Below are 16188 nucleotides of genomic sequence, written 5' to 3' on the forward strand. Positions count from 1 at the left end.
GGCCTGGGCCTGGCCATCGTCGACTCGCTGGTCCGCGCGCACGGCGGCCGCATCGAGGTCCGGACGGCCCCGGGCGCCGGCGCGACCTTCCGCGTCCTGCTGCCCCCGCACTCCTGAGCGGTCGAGGCCGCCGGGCGTCGCATCACCGCCGGGGCGGCGACCCCGCCAGTTCGTCGGCCTTGGCGCGGATGAGGCGCCGGACGATGAGTGCCGAGGGCGAGGGCCGGTCGTCCCGCCGCTGGGTCAGGCACAGATCGACGGGAGACGCGTCGCGCAGCGGGAGCCACACGAGGTCCGCGATGTCGGCCGAGGTGTCGAACCGGGCGAGGACGCCGAGCCCGGCGCCTTGGGCGACCATCACCTTGACCGTGCGCGCCGACATGGCCTGGACGACGACGTCGGGATCGGCCACGTGCCGGTGGAGCGTCTCCCACATGACGGTGCCCGCCCGCATCGTGACGGTGGGCCAGGTCTCAAGGTCGCGCCATTGGACATCGCCGCGTCCGGCCAGCGGATGGTCGGTCCGCACCCAGACCCCGAGCGGAGCGGAGACGAGCGGGGTCCGGTGCAGGCCCGGCACTGGTGGGCTCACCGGCATGGTGACGACCCCGAAGTCCAGGGCGCCGTCCAGCACCGCGGCCTCGATGGCGGCCGAGGCCCCCTCGCGGACGGTGAACCGCAGCCGGGGATGCCGCTCCCGCAGCCGGCCCACGACCGGGGCGATGACCGTCTCCACGGTCACCGAGACACCGCCGATCTGGACCCGGCCGCGGTACGCGCCGCTCGCCTCCATGGCCGACTCGCGCACGGCGTCCTCGGCGGCGACCAGCCGTCCCAGCGGTTCCATCAGGGCCTGGCCCGCCGGTGTCGGACGGACGCCGTGGCGGCTGCGGGTGAGCAGGACGACGTCGAGTTCCTCTTCCAGCTGAGCGATCTGCTGCCCGATCGTGGGCTGGCTGACGCCGCACCGCTCGGCCGCCGCGCGCAGCGACCCGGTCTCGACGGCGGCCAGGAAGTACCGCGCCCGTTCCACCCGCACCGGCCTCACTATAAAGGCAGAACCTTTCACGGGTGAGCGCCGAACGCGTCTTCCCGGCGGTCCGATCTCGGGGCATCTTTGCGTGGACGGCTCCTCGACCGCCGCTGATCCACCCCTCGTGAAAGGAATTTCCATTGCCCGGTCCGCTGAGCGGAGTGCGCGTCCTGGACGTGTCGACAATCCTGGCCGGCCCTCTGGCGTCCTCGCTGCTCGGTGAGTTCGGCGCCGAGGTGATCAAGATCGAGCATCCCGGCGAGGGCGACCCGGCGCGCCGCTACCCTCCGCTGCGGGACGGCGAGTCGGCCTCCTGGGCGCTGCTCTCCCGGGCCAAGCGGAGCGTCACGGTCGACCTGCACCACGCCGAGGCGGCCGCCCTGGTCGGGCGCCTCGCCGCGGCCGCGGACGTCGTGGTGACCAACTTCCGCCCGGCGACGCTGCGCCGGTTCCGCATCGACTTCGACGATCTCCGGGCGCACCGGCCGGACCTGGTGATGGTGCACGTGAGCGCGTTCGGGCGCACCGGCCCCTACGCCGACCGCCCCGGTTTCGCCCGCGTCGCCGAGGCCTTCGCGGGCCTGACCTACCGCACGGGCGACCCGGACCGGCCGCCGGTCTTCGCCGGCTACCCCGTGGCCGACGGCGTCACCGGCATCTACGCGGCGTTCGCGGCCATGCTGGCACTGCGCCAGCGCGACCTCACCGGCGAGGCCCAGCTGGCCGACATCCCCCTCTACGAACCGCTGCTGCGGATGATGGAGGACTTCGTCGCCGAGTACGGCGCGACCGGTGAGAACCGGGAACGCCAGGGCAACCAGAACCCCCACATCAGCCCGAACAGCCTCTACCGCACCCGTGACGGCCGCTGGCTGGCCCTGCCCGCCTCGACCGAGCAGATGTGGCGCCGCCTGGTCGCGGTCATGGACGCCGCGGACCTCGCCGTCCACGACACCATGACCGCCCGGCTGGAGCACCGCGAGGAGATCGAGGGCCGCGTCGCCGCCTTCGTCGCCGCCCACGACCTCCGGCCGCTGATGGCGCTGCTCCAGGAGGCCGGGGTGGCCGCCGGGCCGGTGAACTCGGCGGCCGACATCTGCGCCGACCCGCACATCCGCGCCCGCGGATCGGTGGTGGAGGTGCCGGACGAACGGACCGGCCGCCCGCGCCTGATGCAGGCTCCGGCCGGCCGCTTCTCCGGCTTCGAGGGGACGATCGGACGCGCCGCGCCCGCGCTCGGCGAGCACACCGCCGAGGTGCTGCGCGACCTCGCCGGACTCGACGATCCGCAGATCGACGACCTGCGCCACCGAGGAGTGGTCTGACCGAGAGAGAACCCCCCGCATGACCATGGCAACCCTGTCCATCTTCCTCCTGGTCGCGCTCTTCGCCGCGACCCTGATCCCCGCGTTCGACCTCGGCCTGGCCGCCCTGTCCGCCGCGTTCCTCCTCGGGCTCGCCGCCGGCGTGTCCACGGACGACGTGACGGGCTTCTTCCCCGCCGACTTCTTCGTGCTGATCGTCGGGGTGACGGCGCTGTTCGCCGTCGCCCAGCTCAACGGGACCCTCGACTGGCTGCTGGACCTGCTGCTGCGGCTGGTCCGCGGCCGGCTGGTGCTGATCGTGCTGGTGCCCTTCGTCATCGGCGCCGTGCTCACCGCCGTCGGCACCCTGCCCGCGGCCGCGACCGCCATCGTCTCCCCGATCGCCCTCGGCTTCGCCGCGAGGTACCGGATCTCACCGCTGGTCGCCGCCGTCCTCGGCATCACCGGGATCATCAGCGGGCTGCTCTCGCCGCTCGCCGTCTACGGCGTCACCGCGCGCGAGCTCGGCGACGACCTCGGCATCGGCCTGCCCGGCTCGGCTCCGGTCACGTTCCTGCTCGGCGGCCTGGCCACCGGGCTGGTCGTGTGCGCGGCCCTGCTGGCGGTCGGTACCCGGACCGGCGCGATCCCCTCGGGCCATGTGGCCGCCGCGTCCCGTCCCGTGGCTCCCCTGGCTCCCCCGGGACGGGACGCGGCGCCGGAGGACACCGCTCCGGCGAGGATGCGGGGGCCGCACGGAGTCCGCGCCCTCACGGTGCTGTGCCTGCTCGCCGTCGTCGTCCTCTCGGTCGGCTTCGACATGAACGTGGGCTACCTCGGCCTGACCGCGGCCCTCGTCCTGCAACTGGCGCTCCGGCTGCCGTCCGGCGAGATCGTCTCCAGGATTCCGTGGAACGTCGTCCTGCTGATCGGCGGACTGCTCACCTACGTGGGGTTGATGCAGCACCTGGGCGCGTTCAAGCAGATCAGCGACCTGCTCAAGGTGGACGGGTCGCCCCTCCTCAGCCTCCTGGTCCTCTGCTACATCGCCGGGGTGACCTCGTTCGCCGCCAGCTCCATCGCGGTGTTCGTGACGACCATGCCGCTGCTGCCCCCGCTGGTCGCCGAGGGCGTCTCCCCGGTCGGCGGCGTCCTCGCCCTCGCGCTGGCCTCGGTGCTGGTCGACATCAATCCGCTCGGCATCACCGGCGGCCTGATCCTCGGCGCCGCGGAACCCTCGGCACGGCCCCGGCTGTTCCGGAACCTGCTCACCTACGGCCTGATCTCGATCCCCATCGCGCCGCTCCTGACCTGGCTCGCCTTCGGCTGGTGGTGACCGAACGGGCGTTCGCCGCACCCGCTCCTTGACATTTCCGGCAGGGCTTCCCATGATATTGGACCAAATGTCTAATTGTGTGGCGCGGTGCCGGTGGGCCGGCGCTGGGAGCGTGCGGTGATGGACGAGGAACTGGGGCGGTTCCGGCAGTTGCAGAGGCTGGCGTACGAGACGGCCGAGGAGGTGGCGGCCGGGCTCGAACCGGGGGTGACCGAGCGGCAGGCGGCGAGGAGGTTGCGGCGCCTGCTGGCCGGCCGCGGGGTGGACGACTGGTTCCACGTTCCGTTCGCCTGGTTCGGCGACCGCACCGCCTTCCGCGGGATCGCCCTGCCGCACCAGTTCCTGCCGACGAACCGGCGGCTGGAGGAGGGCATGCCCTTCATCCTGGACGCGGCCCCGATCGCCGGCGGCTACACCGCGGACATCGGGTACGCGGGATGCCTCGGCGGCAACGAGCGCTGGGAGCGGCTGGTGACCGACCTGGCCGTCTACCGCGGCCTGATCCTGGAGCAGGTGCGCGAGCGGCGCACCTTCGCCGACATCTACGCCGAGGTCGATCGGCAGATCGCCCGGCACGGCCACCGGAACCGGCACCGCAAGTACCCCGGCCGGGTCATCGGGCACCAGGTAGGCCGGGTCTCCTCCCGGCTGCCGCCCAACCTCGTCGTGGGGGCCTTCGGCGCGCGCACCCTCCAGACCGTCGGCCGTGAGCTGATCAAGGAGCGCCTGCAGGGACGCTCCACGCTGTGGAACGGCTCGCGTCGTTCGCAGCACCCGCCGACACCGGGCCTGTGGGCGGTCGAGCCGCACCTGGGCTCCGGTGACGTGGGCGCGAAGTTCGAAGAGCTGCTCGTGGTCACCGAGGACGGCGCGTACTGGCTCGACGATGATCTTCCGCACGTCCGCCGGTGGGCGGCGCACGCGAGCGGAGACCCGGCATGAGCGACACCGACGCCGTCGACGAGCGGCACCCGGCCATCGTGCCGCGGCGGGTGAGGTTCGACTGGGCGGAGACGCCGCTGCACTGGATCCCCGGCGAACCCGTCGCCACCCACTTCATCAACACCCTGCACCTGCTGCTGCCGGCCGGCGAACGCTGGTTCGTCCACGTCTACAAGCAGGCGCTCCCCCTGATCGACGAGGACGACACCCGCCTCCGCCAGGAGGTCAAGGGGTTCATGGGTCAGGAGGCCGTCCACGCCTACTCCCACCAGGGCGTGCTCGACCAGCAGATGCGCGACCGCGGCCTGGACCCCCGGCCGCTCACCCGCAAGATCGAATGGCTGTTCACGACCATCCTCGGGGACCGGCCGCCGCTGCGGCTCGTCTCCCGCAAGCGCTGGCTGTACGTGCGCATCGGCATCATCGCCGGGATCGAGCACTACACCGCCGTCCTCGGCCAGTGGATCCTGGACAACCGCGAACTCGACGACGCCGGCGCCGACCCCACCATGATGGATCTGCTGCGCTGGCACGGAGCGGAAGAGGTCGAGCACCGGTCCGTCGCCTTCGACGTCTACGAGCACGTCTCCGGCAAGTACTGGCCGCGGTTCGCCGCCTTCTTCATCGGCGTGACCGCACTGCCGCTCGCCATCTACGCCGGGGCCGCGTTCCTGTGCGCGAAGGACCCGACCCTGCACGGCGTCCGCCCCCGCCTCCGCGACTACCGCCGTGCCGTCCGCCGGAACCTCCTGCCGAGCAACGGGTTCATGGTCAGCGCCGCCCGCGCCTACCTCAAGCGGGACTACCACCCGTCCGCCGAATGCTCCACCCGGAAGGCCCTGGACTACCTGGCCACCTCCCCCGCCGCCCGAGCGGCGACCGCGAACCGGACCTAGGCGGCCGGTGGTCCAAGGCCGCCCGGTCAGTACAGGGCAGACTCGGTGGTGATAGGAACCATTGATCTCCGGCGCGATCAGGGAGCGGCTCTTGCCTCGCGTGCGTTTTCTCGGTCACTCCACGGTTCTCGTCGAGATCGACGGCGTCCGTCTGATCACCGATCCGATCCTGCGGGACCAGGTGACCTTCCTGCGGCGGGTCCCGCCGCCCCTGCCCGCCGAGGCGTACGCCGGTGTCGACGCCGTCGTCCTGTCGCACCTGCACCACGACCACTGCGACCCGCCCTCGCTGGCGGCCCTCGGGGCCGGGACGCGGGTCATCGCCCCGGCCGGCGGCGAGGACTTCCTGCGACGGAACGGGATCCGGGATCCCGTCACGCTGCGGGCGGGTGGATCCTGCACGGTCGGGCCGGTCACGATCACCGCGACGCCGGCGGTGCACGACGGCCGCCGGGTTCCGTTCGGGCCCGACGCCGACGCGATCGGCCACCTGATCACCGGCGCGGAGGGCGCCGTCTACTTCGCGGGCGACACGGCCCTCTTCGCGGACATGCGCACGCTGTGCCCGCGGCTCGACATGGCCCTGATCCCGGTGTGGGGATGGGGCCCCAACCTGGGCGCGGGACATCTCGACCCCGACGACGCCGCCGAGGCCGTGGCCCGGCTGCGGCCCCGCCGGGCGGTCCCCGTGCACTGGGGGACCCTGTTCCCGTACGGGCTGAAGCCCTTCTTCGGCGACCGGCTGCGCTCCCCCGCGCCCGCCTTCGCGAAGGCCGTGGAGGCACGCGGCCTGCCCACGGAGGTCACCGTCCTGGCACCGGGGGAGGAACTGGCATGGCACCCGTGAGCACAGTGTCACCCGTGAGCACAGTGTCACCCGTGAGCACAGTGTCACCCGTGAGCACAGTGTCACCCGTGAGCACAGTGTCACCCGTGAGCACAGTGTCACCCGTGAGCACAGTGTCGCCGGGGACGCCGCGTCCGCCGGTCAGCGCTTCGCCGCGGCCGCCTCCTCCGCGGCCCTGACCTCGTACACGGGCCGGTACCGGTCGTGAAGCGTGGTGAGCAGGCTGAGCAGCAGCATGAAGAAGGCGGTGTGGAGGAGGTCGAGACGGCCTCCCTCCCGTCCCAGCAGCCATTCGGCGACCAACACGAGTCCGACGTTGAAGGCCAGCCGAACCAGGAAGGCCATGGCCGCCGTCTCGACGCCGCGCCGGACGCGCGCCGTCCACAGGGAGAACGCGGCGTTCAGGACCACGAGGACCGCCAGCGCGAGGAACAGCTGCATGCCGGTGGTCCGCAGGCCGGGGAGCACCTCCGCGAAGAGCACGCTGATGAGGCCGACGAAGAAGATCTTCTCGACGGTGACCAGCGACAGCACCCGGCCGTGCGTGGCCGACCAGTCGTCGCGTTCCTCGGCGGTGTCGATCTGTTCCGGAAGCGGGTCGGCGGTCAGCCGCCCCTGCCGGTCGGCGGGCCGCAGGCGGGGGCGCACGGCGAACCGGAACACCGCGGCCGCCGCCAGCAGCACGATGACGACCGCGGGACCGAACCAGGGGACGTCGGCCACCGTGTCGGTGAAGTCGAGTTGGGCCACGTGGACCCAGTACTCCTGCGGCAGCTTGATCACGATCCAGATGAGCGCGGCCACCGTCAGCCAGAACGCCGCCAGGAACCGCACCGGGTCCCATCGGCTGCGGATCCCCTCGTAGGCGATGAAGAAGTACTCGAAGGTGTTCGGGAAGACCAGCAGGAACGCCCGCCACTGGGACAGCTCGAACGCCACGACCCCGACCAGGCGATAGAAGTAGAGGAATCGGGCCGTCTGGAAGGCGAACCCGTTCGTCCAGTTCCGCATGGTCGCCAGGTAGGCGAGGGCGAGGTAGTAGACGTCCATCGCCTTGTCGTAGCCCTGGTAGCCCGGCGGGTCGTAGCCGAACGACTGGAAGATCGTCTGGTCGACGGCGTCGAGGACCAGGCATCCGACGATCGCGGGCAGCGGGTAGCGGAGGATCAGCAGCGGAAGCAGGAACCGCGCCCCGACCACGGTCCAGAACACGGCGGCGACCTCGACACTCACGGTTCGCCCCCTGGTTCCCCTGCGACAGGCACCGTTCAGTATCACGCCGAACGGCGCGCCCGGATACCGGCGGGCGGATGCCGGTTCGTCCGCGTCCGCAAGCGGGCGCCCCACCGCTCACCCGCCGGAGGGGTACCGACTGGGTAGGCCAGACTCTAGCCGTTCATGACCAACGACCCGAAAGCGATGAAGAATGCCCACGATCCGTATCGAGGTGGTGGAGACCTCCTCCCTCGGCGACCGCAGCTACCTGGCCCATGACGGGCAGGTCGCCCTGGTGGTCGATCCGCAGCGCGACATCGATCGCTTCCTGGCCTTGGCCGGACGGCTGGGCGTCCGCATCACGCACGTCGCCGAGACCCATGTGCACAACGACTACGTCTCCGGCGGCCTGGCGCTGGCGCGGGCGACCGGCGCCGAGTACCTGGTCGCGGCCGCGGACGACGTGGAGTTCGACCGGGTGGGCGTGGCCGACGGCGACGAGGTCGCCGTGTCCGGGACGATGCGCGTCCGCGCGGTCGCCACGCCGGGGCACACGTTCCACCATCTGAGCTACATCCTGTCCGGGCCGGACGGCCCGGAGGGGGTGTTCACCGGCGGGTCGCTGCTGTTCGGCACCACGGGACGCACCGACCTGCTCGGGGCGGAACACGCCCATCCCCTGGCCCACCGGCAGCACGGGTCGGCGCGGCGCTTGGCCGACCTCCTGCCGGACGGCGCGCACATCTGGCCCACGCACGGGTTCGGGAGCTTCTGCTCCGCGAGCCGGTCCGACGCCGCGGCCTCGACCATCGGCCAGGAGAAGCGGACCAATCCGGTGCTGACACTTGAGGCCGACGACTTCGTCGCGGAGACCCTCGACGGGCTGGACGCCTACCCGGCCTACTACGCGCACATGGGGGTCCGCAACACCGCCGGACCCGACCTCATCGACCTCACGCCGGCGCGCGCCGCGGACGCCGCCGAGTTGCGCGAGCGCATCACCGCGGGCGAGTGGGTCGTGGACCTGCGCTCCCGGACGGCGTTCGCGCAGCGGCACCTCGCCGGGACGCTGAGCTTCGGCCTGGACGGGCCGATGGCGACCTGGCTGGGCTGGATGGCCGACCGGGACGCGCCGCTCACGCTGCTGGGCGAGAGCCGCGAGCAGGTGGCGGCGGCGCAGCGGGAACTGGCGCGCATCGGCATCGACCGCCCGGCCGCCGCGGCGAGCGGCACGCCCCGGGAATGGGCCGCCGGCGACACGGCCCGCCTGGACGGAACGGCCGTCGCGTCGTTCGCCGACCTGGCCGCCGCACGCGCCGGGAACGCTCCGGCGCACCTGCCCGAGGCGGACGTCGTGCTGGACGTGCGCCTCGGCAACGAGTGGCGGGCCGGCCACATCGACGGCGCGGTGCACGTCCCGCTGCCCGACCTGCCCCAACGCCTGCACGAGGTCCCGGACGGGACCGTGTGGGTGCACTGCGGCGCAGGCTACCGCGCCGCGGCCGCGAGCAGCCTGCTCCAGCGGGCCGGACGCCGGGTGGTGCACATCGACGACGCCTTCGACAACGCCGCGGCCGCGGGCCTGCACGTCGCCGGGCACTGACCCGTACACCGGCCTGCCGCCCGCTACGTCCAGGGGCGTAGTGGAGGAGTCCTCCGGCGGGTGACGACGAGCGCCCGACCTGCACCCGAGCATCGCCGTATCGCTCGATCCTTCGCAAGGCAAGGAGTGCAGTCATGCGCAAGACCCCCCTCGGCCGGGCCGCGCTGGTCACGATCACCGGGCTGGTCACCGCCGCCGCCGGCCTGGTGATCCAGAAGGTGGCCGGAGTGGAGATGCCACCCGTGCCGCCCGGCCTGGTCATCCTGACGCTGGTCACCGCCCTGATCGCCGTCACCCCCTGGCGCTGGCCCCTCGTCCTGGCCGTGCTGGCGGCGCTGGCGGAGGTGCCCGGCGCCCTGGGCAGTGCCGCCGACGCCGGCACGTTCGGCGAGGTCGCCGGGGCCGCGGTCCGCACCGCCGGTGCCGTCACCGCCTTCGTCGCGGGCATCGCGGCAGCGGCGGTGGCCTACCGCTCCCGCAAACGGGCGCCGGAGTCGGCGGCGCGGTGACCTCACCCCCCGCTTCGCCCGTCCCCTCGCGGGGACGGGCGAACGCGGCTATTCGCAGATGGCGGTGTCGGCTATTCGCAAATCGCGGTGTCGGCTATTCGCAAATCGCGGTGTCGGCTATTCGCAAATCGCGGTGTCGGCTATTCGCAAATCGCGGTGTCGACCAGGTCCATGACGACCTTCATCTTCTGCATGGCCTCCTTCTCCATGGCCTCCATCGAGGACTGCTTGGAGATGATCGCGGCGGGCAGGGCGTTCACGACGACCGTGACCTCACGGCCGTCGGTGGTCACCCCGCCGCGGGACTGGTAGCCGTGGATGTCGCCGCCATGGCCCCAGATCCTGCCGCATGACAGGGTCATCTCGTCGAGCCCGAGCCCGTAGGTGGTGTTGGGCATGCCGCTGCCCGGCGACTCGACGGTCTTCTGCATCTCCCTGAGCTGTTCGGCCGGCATCAGCCTGCCGCCGACCAGGCCTGCGAAGAAGGCGCTGAGGTCGCGCGGGCGGGAGACGATCATGCCGGCGGCCCCGGAGATCGAGGGGTTCATCCCCGTGACGTTCTTCAGCTTTCCGCCGGGCGGAGCCGTGTAGCCCTCCATACGCGGCTTCGGGACGTTCGTGTCCCCCGGCTTGGGCCAGTGGGTGTCCTCCAGGCCGAGCCTGTCGATGACCCGCTCGGTGACCGCGTCGCCGACCGGCTTGCCGGTGGCCTTCTCGATGAGCATCCCGGCGATGACGTAGTTGGTGTTGCTGTACTCCCGCTTCTTCCCGACGGGGAACACCGCCTTGGCCTTCAGCGCGGGCGCGAGCAGCTGCTCCGCCGTGTAGGTCTTCGTCGGCATCCCGGCGGTGTCGGGGACCAGCGCCGCCGTGTAGTCGGGAATGCCGCTGCTGTGCCCGAGGAGGTGGCGCACGGTGATGTTCGCGCCGCTGTAGTCCGGTCCCCGGACGACCCCCGGCAGGTAGGTGTCGATCGGCGCGTCCAGCTTGAGCTTGCCTTCGCCGACCAGCTGAAGGACGGTCGCCGCGACGAACGTCTTGGTGTTGCTGGCGATGCGCATGTGCCCGTTCTTCGGCGGCGCCTCGCCCGTCTCGCGGTCGCCGACCCCGGCCGAGTAGTCGCGGGTCTCGCCGTCCTTCCCCTTGACGGAGACCATCACTCCCGGATAGCCGGCCTTCACCACCTTCTGCATCGCCTTCTGCACGGCGACCTCGTTCTTGGCCGCGCCGATCTCCGCCTCGGCGTCGGACAGGTCACCGCTGCCGCAGCCCGTCAGACCGCCCAGGACGAGGGCGCCGGCCACCGGAACCGCGGCGATCCGCGGCGGCCTCCGGCGGCGCCGGGACGCGGCGTTCGGACGGGAGGCGGGCTGGAAGCGCTCGGACACCATTTCTCCTTAAAACCACCTGGCGGTGGAGCGGGGGGCATTTCTCGGATTCACCTCGATGGTTTCGGTCCGGGGCGTCCGAATCCATAACGCGCGCAGGAAGAACCGTGGTGTAGCCAGCACTACTCCGCATGGGTAACTGGCTGCATTGCCGCAGGCCGTGCCGTTTCCTACCGTCGGTGGCCGTCCAATGAGTCCGAGCTCCCGGAGGGCATTCCGCAATGTCAGTGACCCGGCACGCTCGCCCAGCACGTGCTGGCCGGCGGCGCCGGCCTGCCTCCGGCGGCCGCGCAGGACGCACGCCGGATCCCAGGCGTGGTCGCGGCGACGGGAGTGCGCCGCACCTCGGTCATCGTGCCCGGGGAACTGGAGCCCATGGCGGTCGTCGCGCAGGGCGTCGACCCACGGGGGGTCGAGCGGACCATGGACCTCGGCGTCCGGGCGGGGAGACTGGCCGACCTGCGCGGTGGCACCGTGGCGGTGTCCCGGTCCGCGGCGGACTGGGCGGGCTGGGAGGTCGGCGAGACCGCGGAGCTGTGGCTGGGCGACGGCGCGCCGGTCAAGCTGCGGGTCATCGCGATCTACGACCGCAACTTCGGGTTCGGGGACGTCACGCTGGCCGGCGAGACGCTCGCCGGGCACACCGCGACCGGCCTCGACGACCACGTCCTGATCCGGACCGCACCGGACGCGAACGTGGGCGGCGCCCTGGCCGGGCTCGCGGAGCGCTATCCGGCGAGCACCGTGACCGGAACGGGCGAGCTCACCGGCGAGCTCGCCAAGGATCTGGCCATCAGCGCCTGGCTGAACAAGATGCTGATCGCCGTCCTGGTCGGCTACGCGGTGCTCGCCGCCGCCAACACGCTGGTCATGGCCGGGCTGTCGCGGACCCGCGAGCTGTCGCTGCTGCGCCTGGTCGGGATGACCCGCGGCCAGGTGAGGCGGATGGCCTACGCCGAGCAGACCGTCCTGCTGGGGGCGGCGCTCGTGATCGGCGGCGCGATCGCCGCGGTCACGCTCTCCTCGATCGTCAACGCCCTCGCCGGGCAGCGCGTCCCGTACGTCCCGGCCGTCGGCTGGATCAGCATCGTCGGCGGCACCGTCCTGCTCGCGCTGACCGCCACGATCCTGCCGGTCTCGCGGCTCCTGCGCACCCCGCCGGTCGAGGGCATCGGCGTCCGCGAATAGGCCGCTCGCAGAGCCGCGCCGGGTCAGGCGCGGCTCTGCGAGTTCTCCAGGTAGCGCAGGACGGCGGCGACCCTGCGGTCGGTGCGGTCGGTCGGAGCGAGGTCGAGCTTGGCGAAGATGTTGCGGATGTGCTTGTGGACGGCGCCGTCGGTGACGAAGAGCCGCTCGGCGATGGCGGAGTTGCCCAGCCCCTCGGCCATCAGGGCGAGCACGTCGCGCTCCCGGGCGGTCAGCCGGTCCAGCGCGGTGTCGGGACGGCTGCGCGTGATCAGTTGCGTGACGACCTCGGGATCGATGGCGGTGCCGCCCTCGGCCACCCGGCGCAGCGCGACGAGGAACTGCTCGACGCGTCCGATCCGCTCCTTGAGCAGGTAGCCGAGCCGGTCGGCGCCGCCGGCGAGCAGTTCGCTCGCGAACGCCTGCTCGACATAGGCGGACAGCACGAGGATCGCCAGTCCCGGGCGGCGGCGCCGGGCCTCCACCGCCGCCTTGATCCCCTCGTCGGTGTGGGTCGGCGGCATCCGGACGTCGACGATGGCGACCTCGGGCTCCCGGGTGTCGACGGCCTCCAGGAACGCGTCCGGGGACTCGGTGGCGGCCACCACGTCCAGGGATTCGGCGCGCAGGAGCAGCGCCATCCCCTCACGCAGCAGCGGGTCGTCCTCGGCGATCACGATCCGCACGGGAGCTCCATCCGGAGAGTCGTCGGCCCACCGGCCGGGCTGGTCACTGTCAGTCGGCCGTCGTGCGCCTCGATCCGGCTCCGGATGCCGGCCAGTCCGGAGCCGCCGTGCTCGTCCGCGCCGCCGACGCCGTCGTCCTCGATCCGCAGCAGCAGCCGGTCGCCCGGGCGGCGCACGGTGACGCAGGCATGGCGGGCGCCGCTGTGCCGGGAGATGTTGGTGAGCGCCTCGGCCGTCACGAAGTAGGCGGTCGCCTCCACCGAGACGGCGCAGCGGCCGCGTATGTCGACGTCCACCCGGCAGGGGACGCCGCAGTCCGCGGCGAGCCCGTTCAGAGCGCCGGCGAGCCCCCGGTCGGCGAGGACGGGCGGAAGGATGCTGCGCACGACCGTGCGGAGCTCGGCCAGGGCCTGCTCTGCGGCGTCCTGGGTGCGCTCCAGCAGGACCTCGGCCCCGGCGGGGTCGCGTGCCAGCGCGCGGCGGGTCGCGCCGAGCATCACGGTGACGCCCACCAGCCGGTTCTGGGCCCCGTCGTGCAGGGAACGTTCGATGCGCCGCAGTTCGGTCGCGTGGGCGTCCAGCGCCGCGGCCCGCGTGGCGGACAGCTGCGCGACCCGCATCGACAGGTCGGCGTCGGGAGGCGGCGCCAGGAGCCGCCTGCCCGGCCACGCCTGCAACCGCGCCAGCCCCGGCCCGACGACCACGAACGCGACGGCCATCAGCTTGCCGAGGACCGCGACCGCCAGGGCGTCACGATCCTCCTGCACGGTCCAGAAGACCAGCGTCGGGGCGGCGTCGTCCGCGGGCAGCAGCCGCCACCACAGCGGGAACGTGACGTTCTGCACGGCGTTGATCACCAGGCTCACACCGACCAGGCTGATCACCAGGCCCAACGTGCCGTGCACCGCCAGCCAGCCCAGCTCCCGCCGCAGGATCGAATCGGTGACCACGGCCCGGCCCGTGCCCGGCGCGCGGCCCATCGTGATCATCTCCGGGCCCCACCGGGACAGCCGCGCCCGCTCCCGGTCGGCGATGGTCCGGATCATCCGGGGCAGGACGGGCAGCAGGAGCAGCCCGGCGCCCGTGACGCACAACAGCAGGACCAGGAGGGCCGACACGAGGGCCGCGAACGACAGCAGGGCCGTGCCCAGGCCCCCGATGAGATGTTCGAGCGCGTCCAGGAGGGCGCGGGCGCGCCGGACGACGGCCGTCCGCAGGGTCCGCGGGGCCCGCCGGACGCGGGCCGTTCCGAAAGTGTCCACCGGCGTACGCACGCGGTGACACTATGCCACCCGGATGATCCCTGTTCCGCGGTCGGGGGTGGAAGTACAGCCTGCTGTACCAAGGAACCGCCCGGTGGCGGGATGGTCTCAGCACGTGGACGCCCTCTCAGGCGGTGAGTCCCTGCGGCCGGACGTGGTGGCGGCCGATGGGAAGTATCAGCGGGCGTCCGGAGACGGGGTCTTCGATGATGCGGCTTTCGAGGTCGAAGACCGCCCGGACGACCTCTTCGGTGAGGACCTCGGCCGGGGCGCCGGAGACGTGGAGGCGGCCGCCGGCGAGGGCGATGAGGTGGTCGGCGTAGCGGGCGGCGAGGTTGAGGTCGTGCAGGACCATCACGATGGTCGTCCCGCGCGTGCGGTTCATGTCGGTCAGCAGGTCGAGGACCTCGATCTGGTGGCTGGCGTCGAGGAAGGTGGTGGGCTCGTCGAGGAGGAGCAGGTCGGTCTGCTGGGCCAGCGCCATGGCGATCCAGACGCGCTGGCGCTGCCCCCCGGAGAGTTCGTCGACGGCGCGGTCGGCGAGGTCCGCGGTCCGCGTCGCCTCCAGGGCCGCGGCCACGGCCGCGTCGTCGTCGCGGTTCCACCGGGAGAAGATCCCCTGGTGGGGGTGGCGCCCGCGGCAGACGAGGTCGAGCACGGTGATGCCCTCGGGCGCGACCGGTGACTGGGGCAGCAGCCCGAGCGTGCGGGCGAGCTCCTTGGCGGGCATGCGGTGCACCTGCCTGCCGTCCAGCACGACGCGGCCCTCGCGCGGCGCGAGCAGCCGGGACAGCGAGCGCAGCAGCGTCGACTTCCCGCAGGCGTTGGCCCCGACGACGGCGGTGACCTCGCCGGGCGGCACGGCCAGGTCGAGGGACTCGATGACGGCCCGGTCGCCGTAGCCGAGCGTGAGGCGCTCGGCCGCGAGGGAGTGGGAGGTGGTCACAGTGAGCCTCCGGCCCGGTGGGTGCGGACGATCAGATAGATGAGGTAGGGCGCGCCGAGGACGCCGGTGACGACGCCGACCGGGAAGCGGGTGTCGAACGCGAACTGGCCGATGAAGTCGGAGACCAGGACCAGCAGGGCGCCGACGAGCCCGGCGGGCACGAGCAGGGATCCGCCGGTGCCGAGGATCCGGACCGCGATGGGGCCGGACAGGAACGCCACGAACGCGATCGGGCCGGCCGCCGCCGCCGCGAAGGCGATCAGCCCGGTGGCGGCGACGATGACCGCGACCCGGGTGCGCTCGACGCGGATCCCGAGGGCGGAGGCGGTGTCGTCTCCGAGCTGCATCGCCGCCAGGTCGCGGGCCAGCGCCAGCAGGGCCGGGGCCAGCACCGCCAGCGCGGCGCAGGTGGGCAGCGCCTCGGCCCAGGTCGTGCCGTTGAGGCTGCCGGCCAGCCAGCGGGCGGCCTCCTGCAGGTCCCACTCGGCGGCCCGGGACAGGACGTAGGAGGTGATGCTGTCGAGGATCGCGGCGACGCCGATGCCGATCAGGATGAGCCGCGTGCCCACGACGCCGTCCCGGAACGCCAGGGTGTAGATCAGCAGGGAGACGGCGAGCGCGCAGGCGATCGCGAAGACCGACACCTGGCCCCCGCCGAGGGACAGCGACACGATCGCGAAGACCGCCGCGGCACTGGCCCCCGAGCTGATGCCGATGATGTCGGGGCTGGCGAGGGGGTTGCGCAGCAGCGTCTGGAACGTGACGCCGCCCAGCCCGAAGCAGAAGCCCGCGGCCACGGCGAGGACGGCCCGCGGCAGCCGGAGCCGGCCCACCGTGAAGGACGCCCCCGGCACCTGCTCACCGAGGATGACGCGGACCACGTCGCCGGGCGGGTAGAAGGTCTGGCCGACCATCAGGGTCACGGCGAACGCCGCCGCGACGAGCACCGCCATCGACACGAGGACGAGGCGGCGCCGTACGGCGCGCCGACGGCGGCCACGGGCGACCAGCAGGGCGGTCGGGGCGGTGGAGGCGG

At 72.6% G+C, this 16188-nt stretch carries 16 protein-coding genes; 9 read left to right on the forward strand and 7 right to left on the reverse strand.

The features are described from left to right. Positions 1-9: 9 nt before the first annotated feature. A complete protein-coding gene (locus E1281_RS24765) occupies positions 10-117 on the forward strand; it encodes a hypothetical protein (protein WP_279433648.1) in 108 nt (35 codons plus the stop codon). Between the two features lie 25 nt (positions 118-142). Here E1281_RS24765 and E1281_RS24770 read toward each other — a convergent pair whose 3' ends face one another. After that, positions 143-1039 (reverse strand): LysR family transcriptional regulator, encoded by an 897-nt coding sequence (locus E1281_RS24770; protein ID WP_165959078.1) that lies wholly within the window; start codon positions 1037-1039, stop codon positions 143-145. A gap of 134 nt (positions 1040-1173) precedes the next feature. Between E1281_RS24770 and E1281_RS24775 the strand changes: the two genes are divergently transcribed. The 5 genes from E1281_RS24775 to E1281_RS24795 all read left to right on the forward strand — a co-directional run bounded on the left by E1281_RS24775 (position 1174) and on the right by E1281_RS24795 (position 6358). Further along, positions 1174-2358 carry a CoA transferase gene (locus E1281_RS24775; protein ID WP_131882062.1) on the forward strand — a complete coding sequence of 395 codons (1185 nt, stop codon included), beginning with the start codon at positions 1174-1176 and terminating at the stop codon, positions 2356-2358. Between the two features lie 19 nt (positions 2359-2377). Further along, complete coding sequence (locus tag E1281_RS24780) at positions 2378-3673, forward strand: SLC13 family permease (RefSeq protein ID WP_131882063.1); 1296 nt, start codon at positions 2378-2380, stop codon at positions 3671-3673. A gap of 120 nt (positions 3674-3793) precedes the next feature. Then, positions 3794-4615 (forward strand): M24 family metallopeptidase, encoded by an 822-nt coding sequence (locus E1281_RS24785; RefSeq protein WP_131882064.1) that lies wholly within the window; start codon positions 3794-3796, stop codon positions 4613-4615. Then, on the forward strand, positions 4612-5511 hold the full coding sequence (locus E1281_RS24790; protein ID WP_131882065.1) for a metal-dependent hydrolase: 900 nt from the start codon (positions 4612-4614) through the stop codon (positions 5509-5511). The genes E1281_RS24785 and E1281_RS24790 overlap by 4 nt, the downstream gene beginning before the upstream one ends. Before the next feature lie 100 nt (positions 5512-5611). Beyond that, positions 5612-6358 (forward strand): MBL fold metallo-hydrolase, encoded by a 747-nt coding sequence (locus E1281_RS24795; protein ID WP_131882073.1) that lies wholly within the window; start codon positions 5612-5614, stop codon positions 6356-6358. 141 nt (positions 6359-6499) lie between these two features. Here E1281_RS24795 and E1281_RS24800 read toward each other — a convergent pair whose 3' ends face one another. After that, positions 6500-7591, reverse strand: coding sequence for a hypothetical protein (locus E1281_RS24800; protein ID WP_131882066.1), 1092 nt, complete (start codon positions 7589-7591; stop codon positions 6500-6502). 193 nt (positions 7592-7784) lie between these two features. Between E1281_RS24800 and E1281_RS24805 the strand changes: the two genes are divergently transcribed. Beyond that, complete coding sequence (locus E1281_RS24805) at positions 7785-9176, forward strand: MBL fold metallo-hydrolase (RefSeq protein ID WP_131882067.1); 1392 nt, start codon at positions 7785-7787, stop codon at positions 9174-9176. A 134-nt stretch (positions 9177-9310) separates the two neighbouring features. Then, complete coding sequence (locus tag E1281_RS24810) at positions 9311-9685, forward strand: hypothetical protein (protein WP_131882068.1); 375 nt, start codon at positions 9311-9313, stop codon at positions 9683-9685. 140 nt (positions 9686-9825) lie between these two features. Here the strand turns inward: E1281_RS24810 and E1281_RS24815 are convergent, their stop codons facing one another. Continuing rightward, entirely contained in the window at positions 9826-11076 is a 1251-nt protein-coding gene (locus E1281_RS24815) for a serine hydrolase domain-containing protein (protein WP_131882069.1), read from the reverse strand. Between the two features lie 249 nt (positions 11077-11325). On the opposite strand from E1281_RS24815, the gene E1281_RS24820 reads away from it, so the two are divergent. After that, positions 11326-12261, forward strand: coding sequence for an FtsX-like permease family protein (locus E1281_RS24820; RefSeq protein ID WP_131882070.1), 936 nt, complete (start codon positions 11326-11328; stop codon positions 12259-12261). Between the two features lie 23 nt (positions 12262-12284). Here E1281_RS24820 and E1281_RS24825 read toward each other — a convergent pair whose 3' ends face one another. The 4 genes from E1281_RS24825 to E1281_RS24840 all read right to left on the reverse strand — a co-directional run bounded on the left by E1281_RS24825 (position 12285) and on the right by E1281_RS24840 (position 16165). After that, positions 12285-12944, reverse strand: a complete 660-nt coding sequence (locus tag E1281_RS24825) for a response regulator transcription factor (RefSeq protein ID WP_131882071.1) — start codon at positions 12942-12944, stop codon at positions 12285-12287. Next, the gene (locus E1281_RS24830; RefSeq protein WP_243717365.1) at positions 12932-14206 is read right to left on the reverse strand and encodes a sensor histidine kinase; all 1275 of its coding nucleotides are present in this window, start codon (positions 14204-14206) and stop codon (positions 12932-12934) included. The genes E1281_RS24825 and E1281_RS24830 overlap by 13 nt, the downstream gene beginning before the upstream one ends. Before the next feature lie 127 nt (positions 14207-14333). Then, positions 14334-15152: an ABC transporter ATP-binding protein gene (locus E1281_RS24835; RefSeq protein WP_131882072.1), complete on the reverse strand. Its 819-nt coding sequence runs from the start codon at positions 15150-15152 to the stop codon at positions 14334-14336. Further along, positions 15149-16165, reverse strand: coding sequence for an iron chelate uptake ABC transporter family permease subunit (locus E1281_RS24840; RefSeq protein ID WP_131882075.1), 1017 nt, complete (start codon positions 16163-16165; stop codon positions 15149-15151). The genes E1281_RS24835 and E1281_RS24840 overlap by 4 nt, the downstream gene beginning before the upstream one ends. Between the last annotated feature and the right edge of the window lie 23 nt (positions 16166-16188).

It is taken from the genome of Actinomadura sp. KC345 (assembly GCF_004348515.1).
GTDB lineage: Bacteria > Actinomycetota > Actinomycetes > Streptosporangiales > Streptosporangiaceae > Spirillospora.

Excerpts from the sequence above, each read along its gene's own strand:
- E1281_RS24780 (WP_131882063.1), top strand. The coding sequence starts at position 2,378 with ATGACCATGGCAACCCTGTCCATCTTCCTCCTGGTCGCGCTCTTCGCC.
- E1281_RS24785 (WP_131882064.1), top strand. The coding sequence starts at position 3,794 with ATGGACGAGGAACTGGGGCGGTTCCGGCAGTTGCAGAGGCTGGCGTAC.
- E1281_RS24790 (WP_131882065.1), top strand. The coding sequence starts at position 4,612 with ATGAGCGACACCGACGCCGTCGACGAGCGGCACCCGGCCATCGTGCCG.
- E1281_RS24805 (WP_131882067.1), top strand. The coding sequence starts at position 7,785 with ATGCCCACGATCCGTATCGAGGTGGTGGAGACCTCCTCCCTCGGCGAC.
- E1281_RS24810 (WP_131882068.1), top strand. The coding sequence starts at position 9,311 with ATGCGCAAGACCCCCCTCGGCCGGGCCGCGCTGGTCACGATCACCGGG.
- E1281_RS24815 (WP_131882069.1), bottom strand. The coding sequence starts at position 11,076 with ATGGTGTCCGAGCGCTTCCAGCCCGCCTCCCGTCCGAACGCCGCGTCC.